The organism is Kitasatospora sp. NPDC048407 (assembly GCF_043200475.1).
Taxonomy (GTDB): Bacteria; Actinomycetota; Actinomycetes; order Streptomycetales; family Streptomycetaceae; genus Kitasatospora.
In genome coordinates this window covers 70,567-89,151 of record NZ_JBICXW010000005.1, presented here as the reverse complement: position 1 = coordinate 89,151, position 18,585 = coordinate 70,567, and the positions used below count along the sequence as shown (strand labels likewise).

The window sequence follows — 18,585 nt, the reverse complement described above, 5'->3', positions numbered from 1 at the left end:
GCCCGGGAGTCGCCCGCCGCGGGGCGCGTGGACGGCCGAGATGCACCCGATCCCCCTGCTCTGCCCGCGCTGCGGACAGCCCCAGCAGGTCATCCACATCGACGACCCGCACCACCCGATCCGGGTGGTGCACACGGAGACCGGCCGCGAGGACTGCGAACCGGCCTCCGAGGAGCCCACCACGGCGAACCAGCCGGAAAGCTGAACACCCTGTACCCACCCGGGAGGTGGCGGCCATGAAGACGCTGGTCGGATGGCACATCGAGATGGAGTTCGAGGAGGACGGCAACCGCACCAAGGCTGCCGCGATGGTCCGCCTCGCCGACGGAACGGAGGTCCGCGCACACGGCTACTCCACCCGTCACCACGCCGACCGCCCGCAGCTGCGGGTCGGTGAGGAGGTCGCCGGGGCCCGCGCCCTGAACGACCTCGCCATGCAGCTGCTCACCAAGGCCCACGAGGAAGTCAGACAGCCCAACTGACCACGAGGAAGTCAGACAGCCCAACTGACCTGACCGGCCCCGTCAGATCCCGGTCAGTGGCACGGCCGGGTCCGCCAGCCGCTCCGGGTCCACACCGCGCCCGGAGCGGACCAGTTCGCGGATCGGGTCGGTCACGTCCCACACGTTGACGTTCATGCCGGCCAGCACCCTGCCGCCGGACAGCCAGAACGCGATGAACTCCCGCCCGGCGACGTCACCGCGGAACACCACCCGGTCGTAGCCGCCGGGCTCCGCGTACCCCGTGTACTCCATGCCCAGGTCGTACTGGTCGGTGAAGAAGTACGGCACCCGGTCGTACACGGCGTCCTTGCCGAGCATCGCGGCCGCGGCGACGGTCGGCTGGTTCAGCGCGTTCGCCCAGTGCTCGACCCGGATCGGCTTCCCGAACAGCGGGTGGAAAGCGTTTGCCACGTCGCCCGCCGCGTAGATGTCGGGGTGCGAGGTCGCCAGGTGCTGGTCGGTGCGGACGCCGTTGTCGACGGTCAGCCCGGCCTGCTCGGCGAGCGCCGTGTTCGGGCTGATGCCGACGCCGACCAGCAGCACATCGGCGGGCACCGTGCTGCCGTCGCCCAGCCGGACGCCGTCCGCCCGCAGCTCCTCCACCTTGACGCCGAACCGCAGGTCCACGCCGTGCGCGCGGTGCAGGTCGGCGAAGACCTGCGCGACCTCCCGGCCGAGGACGCGCAGCAGCGGCAGCTCGGCCGCCTCCAGCACCGTGACCTCCGCCCCCGCGGTGCGGGCCGCGGCCGCCGCCTCCAGGCCGATCCAGCCCGCGCCGACGATCACCACCCGGGCGCCGGGCTTGAACGCCGCTTTCAGTCGCTCGCTGTCGCCGACCCGCCGCAGCGTCTGCACGAAGTCCCCGACGCCGCCCGGCACGGGCAGCGTGCGCGGCGAGGAGCCGGTGGTCAGCAGCAGCTTCGAGTACGGCAGGCGGTCGCCGCCCTCGACGGTGACGGTGTGCGCGGCCGGGTCGATCGCCGTGGCCGCGACGCCCAGCCGCAGGGTGACGTCGTGCTGCTGGTACCAGTCGGCGGGGTGGACGTAGATCTTCTCCCGCTCCTCCTTCCCGAGCAGGTACCCCTTGGAGAGCGGCGGCCGTTCGTACGGCCGCTCGCTCTCGTCGCCGACCAGGGTGATCGGCCCCCCGTAGCCCTCCGCGCGCAGCGCCTCGGCCGCCTTCGCCCCGGCCAGGCTTGCCCCGATGATCACGATTCCGGTGTCCATGCCCAATCTCCTTCCCGCCATCCGGCTTCCCCGACCATGGCACCGCCACTCCCTCGGCCGGGGGACCCGCGCCGGGCGGGGTCGGTGCCGGGATCCGCCCGCGAGGCGGAGCGCGATCCGGCCGGGACGTCGTCCTAGGCTGGGTCGCGGGTCCGGCCGGGCGGCCGGGGCGGCGGCGAAGGGAGCCCGAGGGATGGTGGCGGAGCGAACGGCCACGGTGCGCTGTGTGCCCGCGGTGCCGTGCTGGGCGGGCCTGACGGTCCGTGACATGGGTGCCGCGCAGCGGTTCTACGGGCCGTTGCTGGGTTGGGAGTTCGTCCCCGGCCCGGACCGCTGGGGCCCGTACGTGCGCGCCGCCGTCGACGGCGTCGAGGTCGCCGGGCTCAGCCAGTTGGACGCCGCGTGGGAGCGTCCGGTCGCCTGGACCACCTACTTCGGCATCGAGAGCGCCGACCGCGCCGCCGACGGCGTCCGCGAGCGTGGCGGCACGCTGGCCGTCGGCCCGCTGGCGTTCGACGCGGGCCGGGTGGCGCTGGCCGCCGACCCGTTCGGCGCGCCCTTCGGTATCTGGGAGGGCGAGCCCGGCGAGGACAAGATCTGGATGACCGCCCCCGGCGCGCCCGCCTGGATCGAGCTGCGCACCGTCGACCCGTTCGCCGCCGCGCTGTTCTACGGCGAGGTGTTCCGCTGGGACGGCCGCGACCCGGCCGAGTTCGAGGTCCGCTACGAGGACGAACGCGTGGTGCTGCTCTCCGAGGGACACAGCGTGGCCGCGCTCCGGCTCGCCCACGACCTCGCCCCGCACTGGGAGGTGTTCTTCTCGGTCGCCGACACCGACGCCACCGCCCACCGCGCCACCGCCCTCGGCGGCCGCGTCCTCGATGGCCCGGCCGACTCCCCGTACGGGCGCGTCGCCCGCCTCGCCGACCCCGAGGGCGGCCGGTTCTCGATCCAGGCCGGGCCCCGCTAGTCAGGTCGTGCTGCGGTCGTGGGTGGGGGCGAACAGGCGGTGCATGGCTTCCGGCAGGTCGTCGGGGTGCGCCACGGGGTGGTGGAAATCGAAGCGGACGTCCAGCGGGGCGGCCGGGTCGGTGGCGAGCAGGCGGACGCGGAGGCCGTGGCGGTCGAGGGCGACGGGGCGGACCTCGCGGAGGTGCTCGGGCCGGAACGGCGGGGTGCCGGGGCGGGTCAGGGCGCCGGCGCCGAGGAGGAGGAGCTGGTCGGCGTGGGCGGCGGCCAGGTGCTGGAGCAGGTGGGCCTCGTCGGCGGCGACCGGGTCGGGGGTGGCGGCGGTCAGGTCGGCGGGGTCGAGGCAGCACTCGGAGCCCCACAGGTCGTCCAGCGCCAGGTGGTCGATGTCCAGGCGCAGCAGGACGCCCTCGCCGGTGGGCGGCGTCTCGCCGGGGGAGCGGGTGAGCAGGCCCTGGGCGTGCAGCCGGCCGCGGATGCGGTGCGGCAGGGCGACGGGGGCGACGTCCACGCACTCGAGTTCGGCGGTGAGGGGGCCGCGGGCGAGGGCGGTGATCCGGTGCAGGGCGGACTCGCGGCCGACCAGGACGGCCACCGTGCCGTCCGGCCGCAGGGTGCACCGGACCTGTGGGGGCAGGCCGGGGCGGGCGGTGAGGTCGGCGCCGCGGATGTCCAGGACGGCGGAGGAGGCGAACTCCAGCAGGGTGCGGGCGCGTTCGGCGGCCGAAGGCGAGCGGCGGGCGGGCTGGGGCAGCACGGGAAGCCTCCTGGTTGCTTAGGTGAGGCTAACCTAAGTCAACGGGAGGTCGGGCGTCCAGCCATGGTGGCTCAGTCGTCGATCGCGGAGGGCGGTGCGCCCAGCATGCGCAGCACCAACTGCCCGTAGCGGCGGCCCAGTTCCTCCGGCGACTCGCTGCTGCGCTCGCTGTACCAGCGCGAGACGTCGATGCCCAGCGAGGTGACGGCGCGGGCCGTGGTCCGCTGGTCGGGCACCTGGAAGGCGCCGTCCGCCACGCCGCGCGCGATGATCCGCAGCACCGTCTCCTCGATCCGGATGCGCAGTTCGGCGACGGCCGCGAAGTCCTCCTCGGGCAGCGCGTGCAGCTCGTGGTTGACGATCCGCCCGACCGTGTGGCCGCGGGCGTGCCAGGTGGTGAAGGACTCGGCGAGGGTGCGCATCTGGGCGACCGGGTCGGTGGCGGAGGCCTCGGCGTCCTCGACCAGGTTCAGCGTCGCCTGGTGTCCGGCGCGGGAGATCTCGGCGAGCAGGGCCGCCTTGGAGGGGTAGTGGATGTAGAGCGCGGCGGGGCTCATGCCGGCGGCGGTGGCGATGTCCCGGGTGGTGGTGGCGTGGTAGCCGCGGCGGGCGAAGGAGTCCACGGCGGCCAGCAGCAGTCGCCGCGCTGCCTCGGTGCGCTCCCCGGGCCACAGTGCGGCGGTCGCTGGGTCGTTCATGGGGCAATCCTCGCAGACGGTTCGGGCCGGTCCGGGCGGGTGGGCTGTTGACAGTGTCGCCCGCCGCCAAGATGCTAAGCAAGCGCTTAGTCAAGTCGTCGGTGCGAGGGTGGCGCCGGCGCGAGGCGGCGGAACCATCCCTGGCAGCAGATCCGAGAGGTATGGCGATGACAGTGTCGTTCAAGGGCAAGGTGGCGGTGGTCACCGGAGCGAGCCGCGGTATCGGCCTCGGCATCGCGCGCGAACTGGTGCAGCGCGGCGCCAAGGTCTGCATCACCGCCCGCACCCAGGAAACCCTGGACGAGGCGGTGCGCGAACTCGGCGGCCCCGACCACGCGTTGGCGGTGGCCGGCAAGTCCGACGACACCGCGCACCAGGAGGAGACCGTCACCCGGGTGATGGAGACCTTCGGCCGGCTCGACCTGCTGGTCAACAACACCGGCATCAACCCGATCTACGGCCCGATCCTGGACACCGACCCGGTCGCCGCCGCGAAGATCCTCGCCGTCAACGTGCTCGCCCCGCTCGCCTGGACCCGCCGCGCGCACGCCGCCTGGATGGCCGAGAACGGCGGCGCCGTGGTCAACGTCGCCTCCATCGCGGGCATCCGCGCCTCCAACGGCATCGGCATGTACGGCGTCTCCAAGGCCGCGCTGATGCGGCTCACCATGGAACTCGCCTCCGAACTCGGCCCCGACATCCGGGTCAACGCGGTCGCCCCCGGCGTGGTCAAGACCCGCTTCGCCGAAGCCCTGTTCGAGGGCCGCGAGGAGAAGGTCGCCCGCGCCTACCCGCTCGGCCGCCTCGGCCTCCCCGAGGACGTGTCCGGCGCCGTCGCGTTCCTGCTCTCCGAGGACGCCGGCTGGATCACCGGCCAGACCCTGGTGGTGGACGGCGGCGTCACCCTCGGCGGCGGGCTGTGACCGGCGGCCAACCCCGCTTCGACGCCGGCGGGATCGGCGCCGTCGTCACCGGCGCCGGCCACGGCATCGGCGCGGCCCTCGCCCGCGCGCTGACCGAGGCCGGCGCCCGCGTCGTGGTCAACGACCTCGACCCGGACGCCGCACACGCCGTCGCCGACGAACTCGGCGCGCACGCCGCCCCCGGCGACGCCGCGAGCGCCGAGGGCGTCGCCGCGCTGATCGGCGCCGCCCGCGCCCACCTCGGCGCCATCGACCTGTACTGCGCCAACGCGGGCGTCGCCACCACCGGCGGCCCCGACGCCCCGCCCGAAGCCTGGGAACAGGCCTGGCAGGTCAACGTGCTCAGCCACGTCCGAGCCGGCCAACTGCTGCTCCCCGACTGGCTGGAGCGCGGCCGCGGCCGCTTCCTGGCCACCGTCTCCGCCGCCGGGCTGCTCACCATGCTCGGCTCCGCCCCGTACGCCGTCACCAAGCACGGCGCGCTCGCCTTCGCCGAGTGGCTGTCCGCGACGTACCGGCACCGCGGCGTCCAGGTGCACGCGCTGTGCCCGCAGGGCGTGCGGACCAGGATGCTGGACGGCACCGGCGAGTACGGGCAGGCACTGCTCGCGCCCACGGCGATCGAGCCCGCCGAGGTGGCCGAGGCCGCCCTGCGGGGCATGGCGGCGGGCGAGTTCCTGATCCTGCCGCACCCCGAGGTCGCCGACTACTACGCGGCCCGCGCCACCACCCCCGACCGCTGGCTGCACGGCATGAACCGGCTCCAGCGGCAGATCGAGGACCGACAGGAGGCCCGATGAGAGCCTGGCAGATCGCCGAACTCGGCGCCCCGCTGGACGTGATGAAGCTCGCGGAGGACGCGGACCGCCCCGTCCCGGGCGAGGGGCAGCTGCTGGTCCGGGTCCGGGCCGCCGCCGTCAACTTCCCGGACGCGCTGATGGCGGCCGGTCTCTACCAGGTGCGCCCGCCGCTGCCCTACACCCCCGGGGTGGAGCTCTGCGGCGAGGTGGCCGAGGGCCCGCGCGCGGGTGAACGCCTCATCGGCACCGCCGAGTTGCCCGCCGGGGCGTTCGCCGAGTACGCGCTGATGAACGCCGCCACCGCGCTGCCCGCACCCGACAGCCTGGACGACGCCGAGGCGGCCGCCCTGCTGATCGCCTACCAGACGGCGTGGTTCGCGCTGCACCGCCGGGCCCGCCTGGCTGCCGGCGAGACGCTGCTGGTGCACGCGGCGGCCGGCGGCGTCGGCAGCGCGGCCGTGCAACTCGGCAAGGCCGCCGGGGCGTTCGTCATCGCCGTGGTCGGCGGAGCGGAAAAGGTCGACGCGGCAAGGAAGTTGGGTGCCGACCTGGTGATCGACCGAAAGTCCGAGGACTTCGTCGCCGCCGTCCGGACCGCCACCGCGGGCCGGGGTGCCGACGTGGTCTTCGACCCGGTCGGCGGCAGCGCCTACACGGGCTCCACCAAGTGCGTCGCCTTCGAGGGCCGGATCGTGGTGGTCGGCTTCGCCTCCGGCGAGATCCCCGCGCCGCCGCTCGGCCACGCCCTGGTGAAGAACTACTCGGTGCTGGGCCTGCATTGGGGCCTGTACGTGGCCAAGGACCCGGCGGCCGTCCGGGACTGCCACGACGCCCTGACCGCGCTCGCCGACACCGGGGTGGTCCGCCCGCTGATCTCCGACCGCGTCCCGCTGTCCGGCGCCGCCGAGGCCGTCCACCGGGTCGCCACCGGCGCCAGCACCGGCCGGATCGTCGTCCTGCCGTAACTGCCAAGAAGGGGCGGCCCGTTGGGGCCGCCCCTGCTCCGTGCTCAGCGGTACTTCTTCAGTTCCCGCCGCGCCAGCGAGCGCTTGTGGACCTCGTCCGGGCCGTCGGCGAGGCGCAAGGTGCGGTTGCCGGACCAGAGTTGGGCCAGGACGGTGTCCTGGCTGACGCCGGCCGCGCCGTGCGCCTGGACGGCCTTGTCGAGGATCCACTCGACGGTGGACGGGACGGCGATCTTGATGGCCTGGATCTCGGTGTGGGCACCCCGGTTGCCGACGGTGTCCATCAGCCAGGCGGTCTTCAGCACCAGCAGCCTGGCCTGCTCGATCCGCACCCGGGCCTCGGCGATCCAGTCCTGCACCACGCCCTGGTCGGCCAGCGGACGGCCGAACGCCACCCGGGAGTCGACCCGGCGGCAGGTCAGTTCCAGCGCCCTCTCGGCGATGCCGATGGCCCGCATGCAGTGGTGGATCCGGCCCGGCCCGAGCCGGGCCTGGGCGATCGCGAAGCCGGAGCCCTCCTCGCCGAGAAGGTTGGCCGCCGGGACCCGGACGTCGTCGAAGACGATCTCGGCGTGCCCGCCGTGGTCGGCGTCCTCGTAGCCGAACACCCGCATGCCGCGCAGGACTTGCACTCCCGGGGTGTCGCGCGGCACCAGGATCATCGACTGCTGGCGGTGCACCTCGGCGTCCGGGTCGGTCTTGCCCATCACGATGAGGAGTTGGCAGTTCGGGTTCATCGCCCCGGTGATGTACCACTTGCGGCCGTTGACGACGTACTCGTCGCCGTCCCGCTCGATCCGGGTGGTGATGTTGGTGGCGTCCGAGGAGGCGACGTCCGGCTCGGTCATCGCGAACGCCGAGCGGATCTCGCCGTCCAGCAGCGGGCGAAGCCAGCGTTCGCGCTGCTCGGCGGAGCCGAACTGGGCGAGCAGTTCCATGTTGCCGGTGTCGGGGGCCGCGCAGTTGACCGCAGCCGGGGCCAACAGGACGGAGCGGCCGGTGAGTTCGGCGAGCGGCGCGTACTGGAGGTTGGTCAGGCCGGCGCCGTGCTCGCCCGGCAGGCTGTGTTTGTCCACAAAGAACAGGTTCCACAGGCCGCGGGCCTTCGCGGTCGCCCGCAACTCGCCGATCACCGGCGGGATCGCCCACGGCTCGCGCTTCGGGTCCTCCAGCTGCTCGGCCAGTACCGGCTCGGCCGGGTACACGAACTCGTCCATGAACGCGCCGAGTTCACCCAGCAGGTGGACCGTCCTGGCGGCGTACGCGAAATCCATTTCCTCAGCCCTCCACCGACGTGCGTCCGAACTCCACGAACAGCGGCACCATGTCACCGACCCGGTCGAACCCGGCGCCGACCGTGCCGCCCTGGGTGAACCGGAAGTGGATGCCCTCCAGGACCACCGCCAGCTTGAACGAGGCGAAGCCCACGTACCAGCCCAGCCCGGAGACGTCCCGGCCGGACAACTCGGCGTAGCGGCGCACCAGTTCGTCGGTGCCGGGGAAGCCGGGGGCGAGTGCCGCGCCGGGCAGTACGCCGTCGAAGCGGCGGGCCAGTTCGGTGTACATCACCAGGAGGCCCAGGTCGGTGAGCGGGTCGCCGATGGTGGACATCTCCCAGTCCAGTACCGCGGTGATCCGGTCGTCCGGGCCGACCAGCACGTTGTCCAGGCGGTAGTCGCCGTGCACCAGCGCGGGGGCGGGGGAGTCGGGCAGGGTGTCGGCGAGGCGCTGGTGCAGCTCGTCGATCCCCGGTACCTCGCGGCTCCGCGAGGCGTCCAACTGCTTGCCCCAGCGGCGCAGTTGGCGCTCCAGGAAACCCTCGGGGCGGCCGAATCCGGCCAGGCCGATCGCCTCTGGGTCGAGTGCGTGCAGGGCGACCAGGGTGTCCACCAGCTGTTCGCCGAGGCCGTGCACCCGCTGCTCGCCGAGCGCGGCCAGCGTCTTGGCGTCCCGGTGCGCGGTGCCCTCGACGTACTCCATCAGGTAGAACGGCGCACCGATCACCGTGTCGTCCTCGACCAGCAGCACGGGGTCCGGCACCGGCACGGCGGTCGGCGCCAGCGCGCCCAGCACGCGGTACTCGCGGGTCATGTCGTGCGCGGTGGCCAGCACGTGTCCGAGCGGGGGCCGGCGCAGCACCCAGCGGGAGGCGCCGTCCTCGACCAGGTAGGTCAGGTTCGACCGGCCGCCCTCGAACCGGCGGGCCGTCAGCGGTCCGGCGGTGGGTGCGGGCAGGGCGACGTCCAGGTGGGCGCGCAGCCTCTCCAGGTCGAGTCCGGGTGGAGCGGCGGTGGTCATCGGGGGCACCTCGCAGAGAAACGTGGGCTGACTAAGCGCTTGCTTAGGATTGCCCCGGGGGCCCGAGTTGTCAACGAGCACCGCCCGCCCGGCAAAGGAATCCGGACGGGCGATGCGAGCGGCGGGGGTTCAGCGGGCCACGGCGGCGGCCACCCGTTCGCCGAGCGAGCGGTCGACATTGCGCCAGTACTGGAAAGCGCGTTCCAGCACCGGCGCGGACACGCCGTCCTGCAGGTGCCCGGCGATGTTGGCGACCAGCCGGTCCCTGGCCGCGTCGTCCATCACCTTGCGCACCAGCGTGCCGGCCTGCCCCCAGTCGTCGTCGTCCCGGTGCATCGGATACGCCTCGCGGACCATCTGCCCGGCGACGTCCCACCCCAGCGGCGCACCCCACAGCTCCGGGTCGGCGGCCGGCCCGCCGTAGGAGTTCGGCGCGTACGGACGGGCGGTGCGGGCCGCGTCGAACCGCATCGCGCCGTCCTTGGCGTACGAGTGCACCGGCACGTGCGAACGGTTCGGCGGCAGCTGCGCGTAGTTCGTGCCGATCCGGTGCCGGTGGGTGTCCGGGTAGGAGAAGATCCGGCCGAGCAGCATCTTGTCCGGCGAGACGCCGATGCCCGGCACCAGGTTGGACGGCTCGAACGCGGCCTGCTCGATGTGGACGAAGTGGTCCTCGGGGTTGCGGTTCAGGGTGAACCGGCCGACCTCGATCAGCGGATAGTCGCCGTGCGGCCACACCTTGGTCAGGTCGAACGGGTTGAACCGGTAGCTCCACGCCTCGTCGAACGGCATCACCTGGACGTGCAGTGTCCACGACGGAAAGTTGCCGCCCTCGACAGCCTCGAACAGGTCGCGCCGGTGGCAGTCGCCGTCCACGCCCGCCAGCCGGTCCGCCTCCGCCTGCGGCAGGAAATCGTTGCCCTGATCGGTCCTGAAGTGGTACTTCACCCAGAACCGCTCGCCGTCCTCGTTCACCCAGCTGTAGGCGTGCGAGGAGAACCCGTCCATGTGCCGCCAGTTCTTCGGGATGCCCCGGTCGCCCATCAGCCAGGTCACCTGGTGCGCCGACTCCGGCGACAGCGTCCAGAAATCCCACTGCATGTCGTGGTCGCGCAGGCCGTTGTCGGGACGGCGCTTCTGCGAGCGGATGAAGTCCTGGAACTTCATCGGGTCGCGGACGAAGAACACCGGCGTGTTGTTGCCGACCAGATCGTAATTGCCCTGCTCGGTATAGAACTTCAACGCGAAACCGCGCGGGTCGCGCCAGGTGTCCGGCGAACCCAGCTCGCCCGCCACCGTGGAGAACCGGGCCAGCATGTCGCAGCGCTTGCCCGGCTGGAACAGGTCCGCCCTGGTGAACCGGCTGACGTCCTGCGTCACCTCGAAGAAGCCGTACGCGCCACTGCCCTTCGCGTGCACCACCCGCTCCGGCACCCGCTCCCGGTTGAACTGGGCCATCTTCTCGACCAGATAGTGATCGTGCAGCAGGATCGGGCCGACCGGGCCCGCCGTCAGCGAATGCTCGTCGCTCTCGACCGGGACACCCGCGTTGTTCGTGGTGAACGGGACGTGCTGGGACATCGGGGCAACTCCTCCTCGGGCACCCCGCCGGGCGCCGTAGCCGCGCGGCGGCGAGGATCGTCCACCGCGACTGCCTACCACTCGAACACCGGCCCCCGCCGCCCACAACCGCAGACCAGCATCTGACGCAGCATCAGAAACCGGGTGTGGCAAATCCGTTCAGGAACCACAGCGCCGCCGTCCACCACAGCAGCCCGATCGCACAGAACAGCGCCCCACCCGCCACCGGCAGCGCCCAGCCCGGCAGCTTCCCGTGCTGCACCAGCAGCACCTTCGCCGCGAACGCCCCGTACAGGAAGCACCCCGCCATCGAGTGCACCCCGACCCGCGCGTCCGTGAACCGCACCCCGTACGCCAGCAGACAGTGCTGCGCGATCGGCAACGACAGCACGAACGCCACCACCCCGCCCACCCGGTGCCAGAGCCGCACCCGGTCCGCCCGGACGCCGCCCCGGTACATCCACAGCGCCAGCAGCACCTGCGCCAGCGCCACACCGAGCAGCGCCGTACCGAGCTGCGACTTCAGCCGCAGCGCGTCCTCGCCGGACTGCCCGAACAGGCTGCGACCCGGGTCGGGCGTGTGGGCCCGCCCGAACCACAGCAGGCCCGCCACGACCACGAGCGGCGCGAGCACCGCCAGGGCGGTCAGGGCGGTCTGCCTGGACATCGTCGGGCGCGGCACCTCAGTTGTCCTGGGTGCCGTTGTCGATGGCGGCCTGGCCGCCTTGGTTGCTCTGGCTGCCTGTGCCGGGGTCGGTGCCGGGGTCAGTGTCGGTGCCGGTGATGTTGTCGGTGCTGGTGCTGGTGCTGGTGCTGGCGTCGGTGCTGGTGCTGGTGCCGGTGCTGGTGCTGGTGCCGGTGTCCGCGTCTGTGTACGTGCCGGTGCCGGTGCCCGGATTCGTTCCGGTACCCGTGTCCGCGTCTGTGTGCGTGCCCGTGCTGGTGCCCGCGTCCGCGTCCGTGCCCGCGCCCGTGTCCGTGCTGGTGGCCGCGCCCGGGCCGGTGCCTGTGCTGGTGTCCGTGTACGTGCCGGTGGCCGCGCCCGTGTCGGTGCCCGAGCTCGTGGCCGCGCCCGTGTCGGTGCCCGTGTCGGTGCCCGTGCTGGTGCCCGTGCCCGAGTTGGTACCTGTGTCCGTGCCCGGATTCGTTCCGGAGGTGCCTGGCGGCTGCACCACGGCGGGCGCGGAGGGCGCCACCGGCGCGTACGGGTCCGCCGGGTTGTTGGGCGCCACCGGGGTGTCGGTCCCAGCCGTCGTGCCGGTGGTGGCACCTGCCGTGGCCCCGGCAGTGGGACCGGCGGTGGCGGTAGCGGTGGCCCCGGCAGTGGGACCGGCGGTGGCGCTGGTGGTGGCGGTGGCCCCCGGGCTCGCCGTCGCCGCCCCCGACGGCACGGTCCCGGCCCCGTGCAGCGTCGAGACGTCCACGCCAACCGGGTCGCCCAGCGAGGTCACCGCGTAGAACTTGCCGCGCGGGTCCGCCACAGTGTGCCCGGTGGCCTCGCCCGGCCCGTGGTCGCCCGTGTACCGGTACAGCGGGTGGCCCTTGTACAGCACCTGCGCCGACCCGTCCGGGAGCGCCGCCGCGCCCAGCAGCCCGTCGTCCACGCCCGGATCGGCCATCGGGAAGCCCGGCGTGGTCACCGGCGGCCAGGACTTCGCGCACTCGTCCACGCAGGTGCCGTGCACCGAGGTGTCCGCGCCGTACAGGTACAGCGTGCGGCCCTGCGCGTCCACCAGGATCGGGCCGAGGCTGCCCACGCTCGCCAGCGCCACCCGGGTGCCCGCCGAGGTCGCGAACGTCGACCCCGACGGATTCTCCTCGGCGGCAGGCGCCGGTACCGGGGACCCGGATCCGGCCGGTGGGGCACTCGGGGCGAGATCCGCGCCGCAGCCCGCGGCCGCGAGCACGGACAGGGACAGCACCGCGGCGGCGGTGAGACAACGGGAACGGGGCATCACGACTCCTGGCGACGGAGCGGGGGCTGGTCTGCGGGGGCTGGTCACCATCCACCCCCGCCACCGGCCACCCGGCCACTCCAGAGCGGGCCCGGTCCGCACCAGGAGGTACCCCATTGCCCTGGACGGCCCACCCGCCGCGGCTGGCGGCCCGTCAGCCCCGACCGTCGAACGGCCGTCCTGCGCGCCCCACCCGGACGGGCGGACACTGGAGAGGTACGACCTCGCCCGAGGGGGCGCCCATGACCACCCAAAACAGCACCACACCCGCGATCCGGGTCCAAGGGCTCGGCAAGCGCTTCGGAGACCTCGTCGCACTCGACGACGTCGATTTCGAGGTGCCACCCGGCAGCGTGTTCGGACTGCTCGGGCCGAACGGGGCGGGCAAGACCACCGCCATCCGGATCCTCACCACCATCATCCGACCCACCAGCGGCCACGCCGAAGTGCTCGGCACCGACGTGGTCGCCCACCCGGGCACCGTGCGCCGACTGATCGGCCTGGCCGGCCAGTACGCCGCCGTCGACCCCAACCTGACGGCCCGTGAGAACCTCCGCCTGATCGGCAGGCTCACCCAGCTGCCGCGCCACCGAAGGTCCCCGCGCGCCGCCGACCTGCTGGCCCAATTCGATCTCACCCAGGCCGCTGACCGGCCCGTCCGCACCTTCTCCGGCGGCATGCGCCGCCGGCTCGACGTGGCCGCCGCGCTGGTCCCCGAACCACCCGTGCTGTTCCTCGACGAACCCACCACGGGACTCGACCCGCAGAGCCGCACCGCCCTGTGGGAGCTGATCCGGGAACTCGTCGCCGGAGGCACCACCGTCCTGCTCACCACCCAGTACCTGGAGGAGGCCGACCGGCTCGCCCAGCGCATCGCCGTCCTCGCCGAGGGCCGGGTGGTCGCCGACGACAGCCCGCACGCCCTCAAGACCCGCCTCGGCACCACCGTGCTGGAACTCGGCATGGGCGAGGACCCGCGCGCCGTCCGCGCCGCCGCCCTGCTCGCCGACCGCCTCGAACGCGCCCCCGAGCGCGAGGGCGCCCTGCTGCGCCTGCCCAGCCCGGACGGGTCGCTGCTGCTGACGGACGTCCTGCACGCGCTGGAGGCCGAACAGCTCACCCCGCACACCATCGCCGTCCGCGAATCCAGCCTCGACGACGTCTACCTCGCTCTCACCGGCCACCGCACCTCCGGAGGCACGTCATGACCGCTGCTGCCCCAGCCATCGACCTCGCCCCCACGCCCGGCCTGTCCGGACGCCTGCTGGCCCCCGTCCGGGACGGCCTGGCCGTCTGCGGACGCAACCTGATCGCGCTGAGACGGGTGCCCCGGCTGCTGATCTTCTCCACCGTGCAGCCGGTCGTGTTCGTGCTGATGTTCCGCTACGTGTTCGGCGGGGTGGTCGGCGCGGCCCTGCACGGGGTGAGCTACGTCGACTACCTGATGCCGGGCGTGTTCGTGCAGGTGGTCGTCTTCGGCGCGGTCAACACCGCGATCGGCCTGGCCACCGACCTGCAGACCGGCCTGATGGAGCGGTTCAGGTCGCTGCCGATGGCCCGCTCCGCGGTGCTCTCCGGGCGGACGGCCGCCGACCTGGTCCGGAACGTGTTCGTGGTGGCGCTGATCAGCGGCGTCGGCTTCCTGGTCGGCTTCCGGGTGCACAGCAACGCCTGGGGATTCCTGGCCGGGGCGCTGCTGGTGGTGGCGTTCGGCTTCGCGATGTCCTGGGTGTTCGCCGTGGTCGGCCTGGCCGTCGGCGACCCGGAGACCGCGACCGCTGCCGCCTTCCCGGTGCTGGCACCACTGGTGTTCGCGTCCTCCGCGTTCGTGCCGACCGTGACCATGCCCGGGTGGCTCCAGGTGTTCGCCAACCACCAGCCCGTGACCATCACCGCCAATGCGGTCCGCGCACTGATGCTCGGCACGCCGGTCGGCTCGCAGGTCTGGCAGGCGCTCGCCTGGGACGTCGGCATCGTCGCGGCGTTCGCGCCGCTCGGGGTCTGGCTCTACCGCAGGGCGGTGTGAACCCGGCTAGGACGGCGCGTCCTCGGGCCGCTCGGGCTTCTGCGGAGGCTCGGGCGGTTCGGGCTGTTGTGCCTGTTGTGCCTGTTCGGGCCGCTCGGGCTGCTCGGGCTGTGAGGGCTGTGAGGGCTGTGCGGGCTGTTCGGGTTGGGACCACACGGTGTGGTCGCCGCCGCGCCAGGCGACCAGCTCGGGGTCGTCCAGGTCGGGTTCGTCCACGCCCGCGCGGCGGATGAACTCCGCCACGTCCTCGGCCGAGGTGGCCCGCCCCACCGTCCGCCCGTAGATCTCCACCCGCCGGTACGGTCGCGCCCCGCGGGTCGGTGGGCGGACCACGACCGGCGGGTGGAATATGTCTCCGGACTGGCTCATACCCCCAGTGTCGCGCGCCCTGGACGGACCGGCATCGGCGCAGGTCGGCGGGCTTGTGCGGAGCGTGTGCGGACGGTCGCGGAGCGCGCCCGGGGCGGCGGTTCAGGCCGTGATCAGCCGGCGCAGGACGGGCACCCCGTCCGGCACCAGCGGCAGGCGGTGGCCGGCCAGCAGTTCGGCGGGCAGGACGAAGCCGCACCAGTCGATCTCGGCGTCGTCCGGGCCCGGCACCGGCGGGCGGTCGGTCAGCACCCGGCGCACCACCAGGAAGCCACCGCCGGCCAGCAACTGCCCTTCCGGTGGCCTCCGTTGCATCAGCAGGTCGTAGTGCCCGGGGTAGTGCGGCGCCTCGGCCGTGCGCCGGTACAGCAGCACCCGCCCGGCCGGATCCACGTGCACCGTGGCGACGAGGCGCCGCAGCAATGGCGGCTGCGGGACGGGCAGTTCGGCGGTGCGGGCATCCGTCGGTGCGGGATTTGAGGGCACGGTCGTCCCGTCTGTCGGTGGACCGGGGCCGGGCCGGCCGCCGGGCCGGAGGCGACGGCCGCGCCTGACGCATCATCACCACCCGGATGCGGCACGATTGTTGCACATTGTGTGCGCGTGGTGACGTATCGTGGCGCTCGCGTGTGCCATCCGCGTCCCGTCACCGAATCGAGGGCCCATGCACCCCGCCACCGTCCCCGGCGGCCTCCCGCTGCTGGGCCACCTGCCGGCCATGATCAGTCGCCCGCTCGCCTTCCTCGACACCCTGCCCGGGTACGGCGAAGTGGTCCGCGTCCGGGTCGGTCCGCGCGAGCTGTACATGGTCGGCGCACCGGAGTTGATCCGGCAAGTGCTCACCGACCGGGCCGACTTCGACCGCACCGGGCCGCTCTACGCGAAGATCCGCACCTTCCTCGGCAACGGCCTCGCCTCCTGCCCGCACTCCGACCACCAGCGGCTCCGCCGCATCGTTCAACCCGCCTTCCAGCGCGCCCTGTTGCCGCGCTACGCCGAGGTGATGACCGCCGAAGTGGCTGCTCTCACCGCCCGTTGGCAGGCCGGGCGGACCATCGATGTCACCCGCGAGGCATTCACCCTCACCACCGCCGTCGCCGTCCGCACCCTGTTCTCGGCCGGCCTGGCCACTGATGCCGCCGAACAGCTGCGCCACGCCCTGGACGTACTTCTGCGCGGCCTCTACCTGCGCGTCGTACTGCCCGCCGCCGACCTGCTGCCCACCCCCGCCCGCCGCGAGTACCGCCGGGCGCTTCGCACCTGGCACGCCGGAGTGGCCGCCATCATCGCCGACTACCGGGCCCGCGGCACCGACCACGGCGACGTGCTGTCGCTGCTGCTGGCCGCCCGCGACGAGAACGGCCGGCCGCTGGCGGAACGCGAACTCGCCGACCAGGTCGCCACCTTGGTGCTGGCCGGGGCCGAGACCACCTCCTCCGCGCTGGCCTGGTCGCTCCGCCTGATCGCCGAACACCCCGAGGTGGAACGGAAGTTGCACGCCGAGCTGGACGCCGGACCGGCCGGCGCCCCCGCCGGCTGGCAGCACCTCACCCAACTCCCGTACACCGCCCAGGTGGTGAGCGAGGCGCTGCGGCTCTACCCGCCCGCCTGGGCGATCAGCCGCACCACCACCCGCCCGCTCGAACTCGGCGGCGTCCGACTGCCCGCCGGTGCGCTGGTGATCTGCTGCCTCTACCTGCTCCAGCGCCGCCCCGAACTGTTCCCCGACCCCACCCGATTCGACCCCGACCGGTTCGCCCCCGGCGCCGTCCACCGGGACGCCTACCTGCCGTTCGGCCTCGGCGCCACCCGCTGCCCCGGCGACCGCTTCGGCACCGTCGAAGCCACCCTCGCGCTGGCCACCATCGCCGGCCGCTGGCAACTGCGCCCGGCCGTTGCCGGACCGGTGCGGCCACTGCCCCGGCTGGTGCTCTCGCCCGGGCCGCAGCCGATGCGGCTGACGGAGCGGCTCAGCGGGCCAGCGAGTTGACGGCGGCGCGGAACAACGGCGGTGCCGCGGCGGACAGTTGGACGATCCGGGGGCCGGTCAGCGGGTGGTGCCGGGCGGCCAGCAGGGCGGTGGTGAGCAGTCGGTAGGGTCGGGTGGCGCGGTGCCAGGCGCGTTCGTACCCGGCCGGGCGGTCGGTGGTCAGGCAGCGGACGGCGGCCTCGGCGGAGGCCAGGGCGATCGCGATGCCCTCGCCGGTGAGGGCGTCCAGGTACCCGGCGGCGTCCCCGACCAGCAGCACCCGCCCGTGCACCCGCGCCGCCGCGTGCTGGCGCAGCGGCCCCGCGCCCCGGACCGGGCCCGCCTCCGCTCCGGCCAGGCGCTTCAACAGGGCGGGGAAAGCGGCGAGTTGGTGGTCGAACGGCAGGCGCTGCGAGCCCAGAATCGCCACCCCGACCGCCCGGTCCGACACCGGAGTGACGTACGCCTCCGCGTGCCGCGACCAGTACACCTCCACCAGGTCGCTCCACGGCCGCACCGCGAAGTGGCGCCGCTGCCCGTACCGCGCCGGCCGGCGGGGATCGGCCGGCCGGTGCAGGCCGAGCGCGCGGCGGACGGGGGAGTGCAGGCCGTCGGCGGCGACCACGTGTCCGGCGGTCAAGTCGCCCACCGTCACGGCCTGTTCGGTGACTTGCAGATTCTCCGCGCGGCCGGTGGCGCGTCGGACGCCCAGCCGGTCCGCGCGGTCCGCGAGGGCGGCGTGCAGCACGGTGCGGCGTACGCCCAGGCCGTGGCCGGTGCGGAAGCGGGCCTCGGCGGTGTGCGGGCCCTCGGCCTCCAGGTAGCGGATGCCGTGGAACGGATGCCCCTCGACGGTGACGCCGAGCCGGGCCAACGCCAGTACGGCGCCCGGCATCAGGCCCTCGCCGCAGGCCTTGTCGACCGGCGTCGGACGCGGCTCCAGCACGGTGGTGGACAGCCCGGCGCGGGCGGCGTGGATCGCGGTGGCCAGCCCGGCCGGGCCGCCGCCGATCACCAGCAGGTCGATCACGCGGCGGCCCGGCAGAGCGTCAGCGCGGCGTCCTCGCAGCGCAAACGGGTGGCCAGCAGCAGGGAGTTGAGCACGGTGAACGTCAGCGCCGTCAGCCACGCCGTGTGCACCAGCGGCAGTGCGAAGCCTTCCACCACCACCGCCAGGTAGTTGGGGTGCCGCAGCCACCGGTACGGCCCGCCGGCGACCAGCGGCAGGCCCGGCACCACGATCACCCGGGTGTTCCAGCGCGGCCCGAGCGTCGCGATGCACCACCAGCGCAGCCCCTGTGCGCCGAGTGCCAGCGCCAGCATCGGCCACCCCAGCACCGGCAGGAACGGCCGCCCCGCCCAACGGACTTCCAGCAGACAGCCCACCAGTAGCCCCGTGTGCAGGGCCACCATCGGCGGATAGTGCCGCCGCCCGTACTCCACCCCGCCCCGGGCCAGGCTCCAGGCGGCGTTCCGGCGGGCGACCAGCAGCTCCGCCAGCCGCTCCACGGCGACCAGCGCGACCAGCACGGTGTAGGCGATCAT

General features: G+C 73.5%; 21 protein-coding genes. 9 read left to right on the top strand and 12 right to left on the bottom strand.

The window, feature by feature from the left end; genetic code table 11:
- The first annotated feature begins 40 nt into the window (after positions 1-40).
- Entirely contained in the window at positions 41-205 is a 165-nt protein-coding gene (locus ACGFWJ_RS12335; protein WP_387645315.1) for a hypothetical protein, read from the top strand.
- A 31-nt stretch (positions 206-236) separates the two neighbouring features.
- Positions 237-482 carry a DUF1876 domain-containing protein gene (locus ACGFWJ_RS12330; RefSeq protein ID WP_392948166.1) on the top strand — a complete coding sequence of 82 codons (246 nt, stop codon included), beginning with the start codon at positions 237-239 and terminating at the stop codon, positions 480-482.
- 42 nt (positions 483-524) lie between these two features.
- Here the strand turns inward: ACGFWJ_RS12330 and ACGFWJ_RS12325 are convergent, their stop codons facing one another.
- Positions 525-1,730 (bottom strand): NAD(P)/FAD-dependent oxidoreductase, encoded by a 1,206-nt coding sequence (locus ACGFWJ_RS12325; protein ID WP_392948163.1) that lies wholly within the window; start codon positions 1,728-1,730, stop codon positions 525-527.
- Between the two features lie 268 nt (positions 1,731-1,998).
- On the opposite strand from ACGFWJ_RS12325, the gene ACGFWJ_RS12320 reads away from it, so the two are divergent.
- On the top strand, positions 1,999-2,700 hold the full coding sequence (locus tag ACGFWJ_RS12320; RefSeq protein ID WP_392948161.1) for a VOC family protein: 702 nt from the start codon (positions 1,999-2,001) through the stop codon (positions 2,698-2,700).
- Here the strand turns inward: ACGFWJ_RS12320 and ACGFWJ_RS12315 are convergent, their stop codons facing one another.
- Both ACGFWJ_RS12315 and ACGFWJ_RS12310 read right to left on the bottom strand, forming a co-directional pair.
- Positions 2,701-3,456, bottom strand: coding sequence for a DUF2470 domain-containing protein (locus ACGFWJ_RS12315; RefSeq protein ID WP_392948158.1), 756 nt, complete (start codon positions 3,454-3,456; stop codon positions 2,701-2,703).
- A 71-nt stretch (positions 3,457-3,527) separates the two neighbouring features.
- The gene (locus tag ACGFWJ_RS12310) at positions 3,528-4,154 is read right to left on the bottom strand and encodes a TetR/AcrR family transcriptional regulator (RefSeq protein ID WP_392948156.1); all 627 of its coding nucleotides are present in this window, start codon (positions 4,152-4,154) and stop codon (positions 3,528-3,530) included.
- 167 nt (positions 4,155-4,321) lie between these two features.
- On the opposite strand from ACGFWJ_RS12310, the gene ACGFWJ_RS12305 reads away from it, so the two are divergent.
- The 3 genes from ACGFWJ_RS12305 to ACGFWJ_RS12295 are packed head-to-tail and all read left to right on the top strand — an operon-like array spanning position 4,322 to position 6,842.
- Positions 4,322-5,077, top strand: a complete 756-nt coding sequence (locus ACGFWJ_RS12305) for an SDR family oxidoreductase (protein WP_392948154.1) — start codon at positions 4,322-4,324, stop codon at positions 5,075-5,077.
- Entirely contained in the window at positions 5,074-5,877 is an 804-nt protein-coding gene (locus ACGFWJ_RS12300; protein WP_392948153.1) for an SDR family oxidoreductase, read from the top strand. Before ACGFWJ_RS12305 ends, ACGFWJ_RS12300 begins: the two co-directional genes overlap by 4 nt.
- Complete coding sequence (locus tag ACGFWJ_RS12295; protein ID WP_392948151.1) at positions 5,874-6,842, top strand: NADPH:quinone oxidoreductase family protein; 969 nt, start codon at positions 5,874-5,876, stop codon at positions 6,840-6,842. The genes ACGFWJ_RS12300 and ACGFWJ_RS12295 overlap by 4 nt, the downstream gene beginning before the upstream one ends.
- A gap of 44 nt (positions 6,843-6,886) precedes the next feature.
- Here the strand turns inward: ACGFWJ_RS12295 and ACGFWJ_RS12290 are convergent, their stop codons facing one another.
- From ACGFWJ_RS12290 to ACGFWJ_RS12270, 5 genes are all read right to left on the bottom strand, one after another.
- On the bottom strand, positions 6,887-8,116 hold the full coding sequence (locus ACGFWJ_RS12290; protein ID WP_392948148.1) for an acyl-CoA dehydrogenase family protein: 1,230 nt from the start codon (positions 8,114-8,116) through the stop codon (positions 6,887-6,889).
- Positions 8,117-8,120: 4 nt separating this feature from the next.
- On the bottom strand, positions 8,121-9,140 hold the full coding sequence (locus ACGFWJ_RS12285) for a phosphotransferase family protein (protein WP_392948145.1): 1,020 nt from the start codon (positions 9,138-9,140) through the stop codon (positions 8,121-8,123).
- Positions 9,141-9,269: 129 nt separating this feature from the next.
- A complete protein-coding gene (locus tag ACGFWJ_RS12280; RefSeq protein ID WP_387645287.1) occupies positions 9,270-10,721 on the bottom strand; it encodes a catalase in 1,452 nt (483 codons plus the stop codon).
- Between the two features lie 133 nt (positions 10,722-10,854).
- Positions 10,855-11,388 (bottom strand): DUF6529 family protein, encoded by a 534-nt coding sequence (locus tag ACGFWJ_RS12275; protein ID WP_392948142.1) that lies wholly within the window; start codon positions 11,386-11,388, stop codon positions 10,855-10,857.
- A gap of 16 nt (positions 11,389-11,404) precedes the next feature.
- Positions 11,405-12,676, bottom strand: coding sequence for a hypothetical protein (locus ACGFWJ_RS12270; RefSeq protein ID WP_392948139.1), 1,272 nt, complete (start codon positions 12,674-12,676; stop codon positions 11,405-11,407).
- Between the two features lie 242 nt (positions 12,677-12,918).
- Here ACGFWJ_RS12270 and ACGFWJ_RS12265 point away from each other — a divergent pair, with 242 nt between their 5' ends.
- Entirely contained in the window at positions 12,919-13,884 is a 966-nt protein-coding gene (locus ACGFWJ_RS12265; RefSeq protein WP_392948136.1) for an ATP-binding cassette domain-containing protein, read from the top strand.
- A complete protein-coding gene (locus ACGFWJ_RS12260) occupies positions 13,881-14,702 on the top strand; it encodes an ABC transporter permease (protein ID WP_392948134.1) in 822 nt (273 codons plus the stop codon). The genes ACGFWJ_RS12265 and ACGFWJ_RS12260 overlap by 4 nt, the downstream gene beginning before the upstream one ends.
- 6 nt (positions 14,703-14,708) lie before the next feature.
- Here the strand turns inward: ACGFWJ_RS12260 and ACGFWJ_RS12255 are convergent, their stop codons facing one another.
- Both ACGFWJ_RS12255 and ACGFWJ_RS12250 read right to left on the bottom strand, forming a co-directional pair.
- Complete coding sequence (locus ACGFWJ_RS12255) at positions 14,709-15,071, bottom strand: hypothetical protein (RefSeq protein WP_392948131.1); 363 nt, start codon at positions 15,069-15,071, stop codon at positions 14,709-14,711.
- Positions 15,072-15,173: 102 nt separating this feature from the next.
- Positions 15,174-15,557, bottom strand: a complete 384-nt coding sequence (locus tag ACGFWJ_RS12250; RefSeq protein WP_392948129.1) for a hypothetical protein — start codon at positions 15,555-15,557, stop codon at positions 15,174-15,176.
- A gap of 178 nt (positions 15,558-15,735) precedes the next feature.
- Here ACGFWJ_RS12250 and ACGFWJ_RS12245 point away from each other — a divergent pair, with 178 nt between their 5' ends.
- Entirely contained in the window at positions 15,736-17,061 is a 1,326-nt protein-coding gene (locus ACGFWJ_RS12245) for a cytochrome P450 (RefSeq protein ID WP_392948126.1), read from the top strand.
- On the opposite strand, the gene ACGFWJ_RS12240 is transcribed toward ACGFWJ_RS12245, so the two are convergent.
- Entirely contained in the window at positions 17,042-18,070 is a 1,029-nt protein-coding gene (locus ACGFWJ_RS12240) for an NAD(P)/FAD-dependent oxidoreductase (RefSeq protein ID WP_392948124.1), read from the bottom strand. The two genes, ACGFWJ_RS12245 and ACGFWJ_RS12240, sit on opposite strands and share 20 nt — an antisense overlap.
- Positions 18,067-18,585, bottom strand: coding sequence for an isoprenylcysteine carboxyl methyltransferase family protein (locus ACGFWJ_RS12235; protein WP_392948715.1), 519 nt, complete (start codon positions 18,583-18,585; stop codon positions 18,067-18,069). Before ACGFWJ_RS12235 ends, ACGFWJ_RS12240 begins: the two co-directional genes overlap by 4 nt.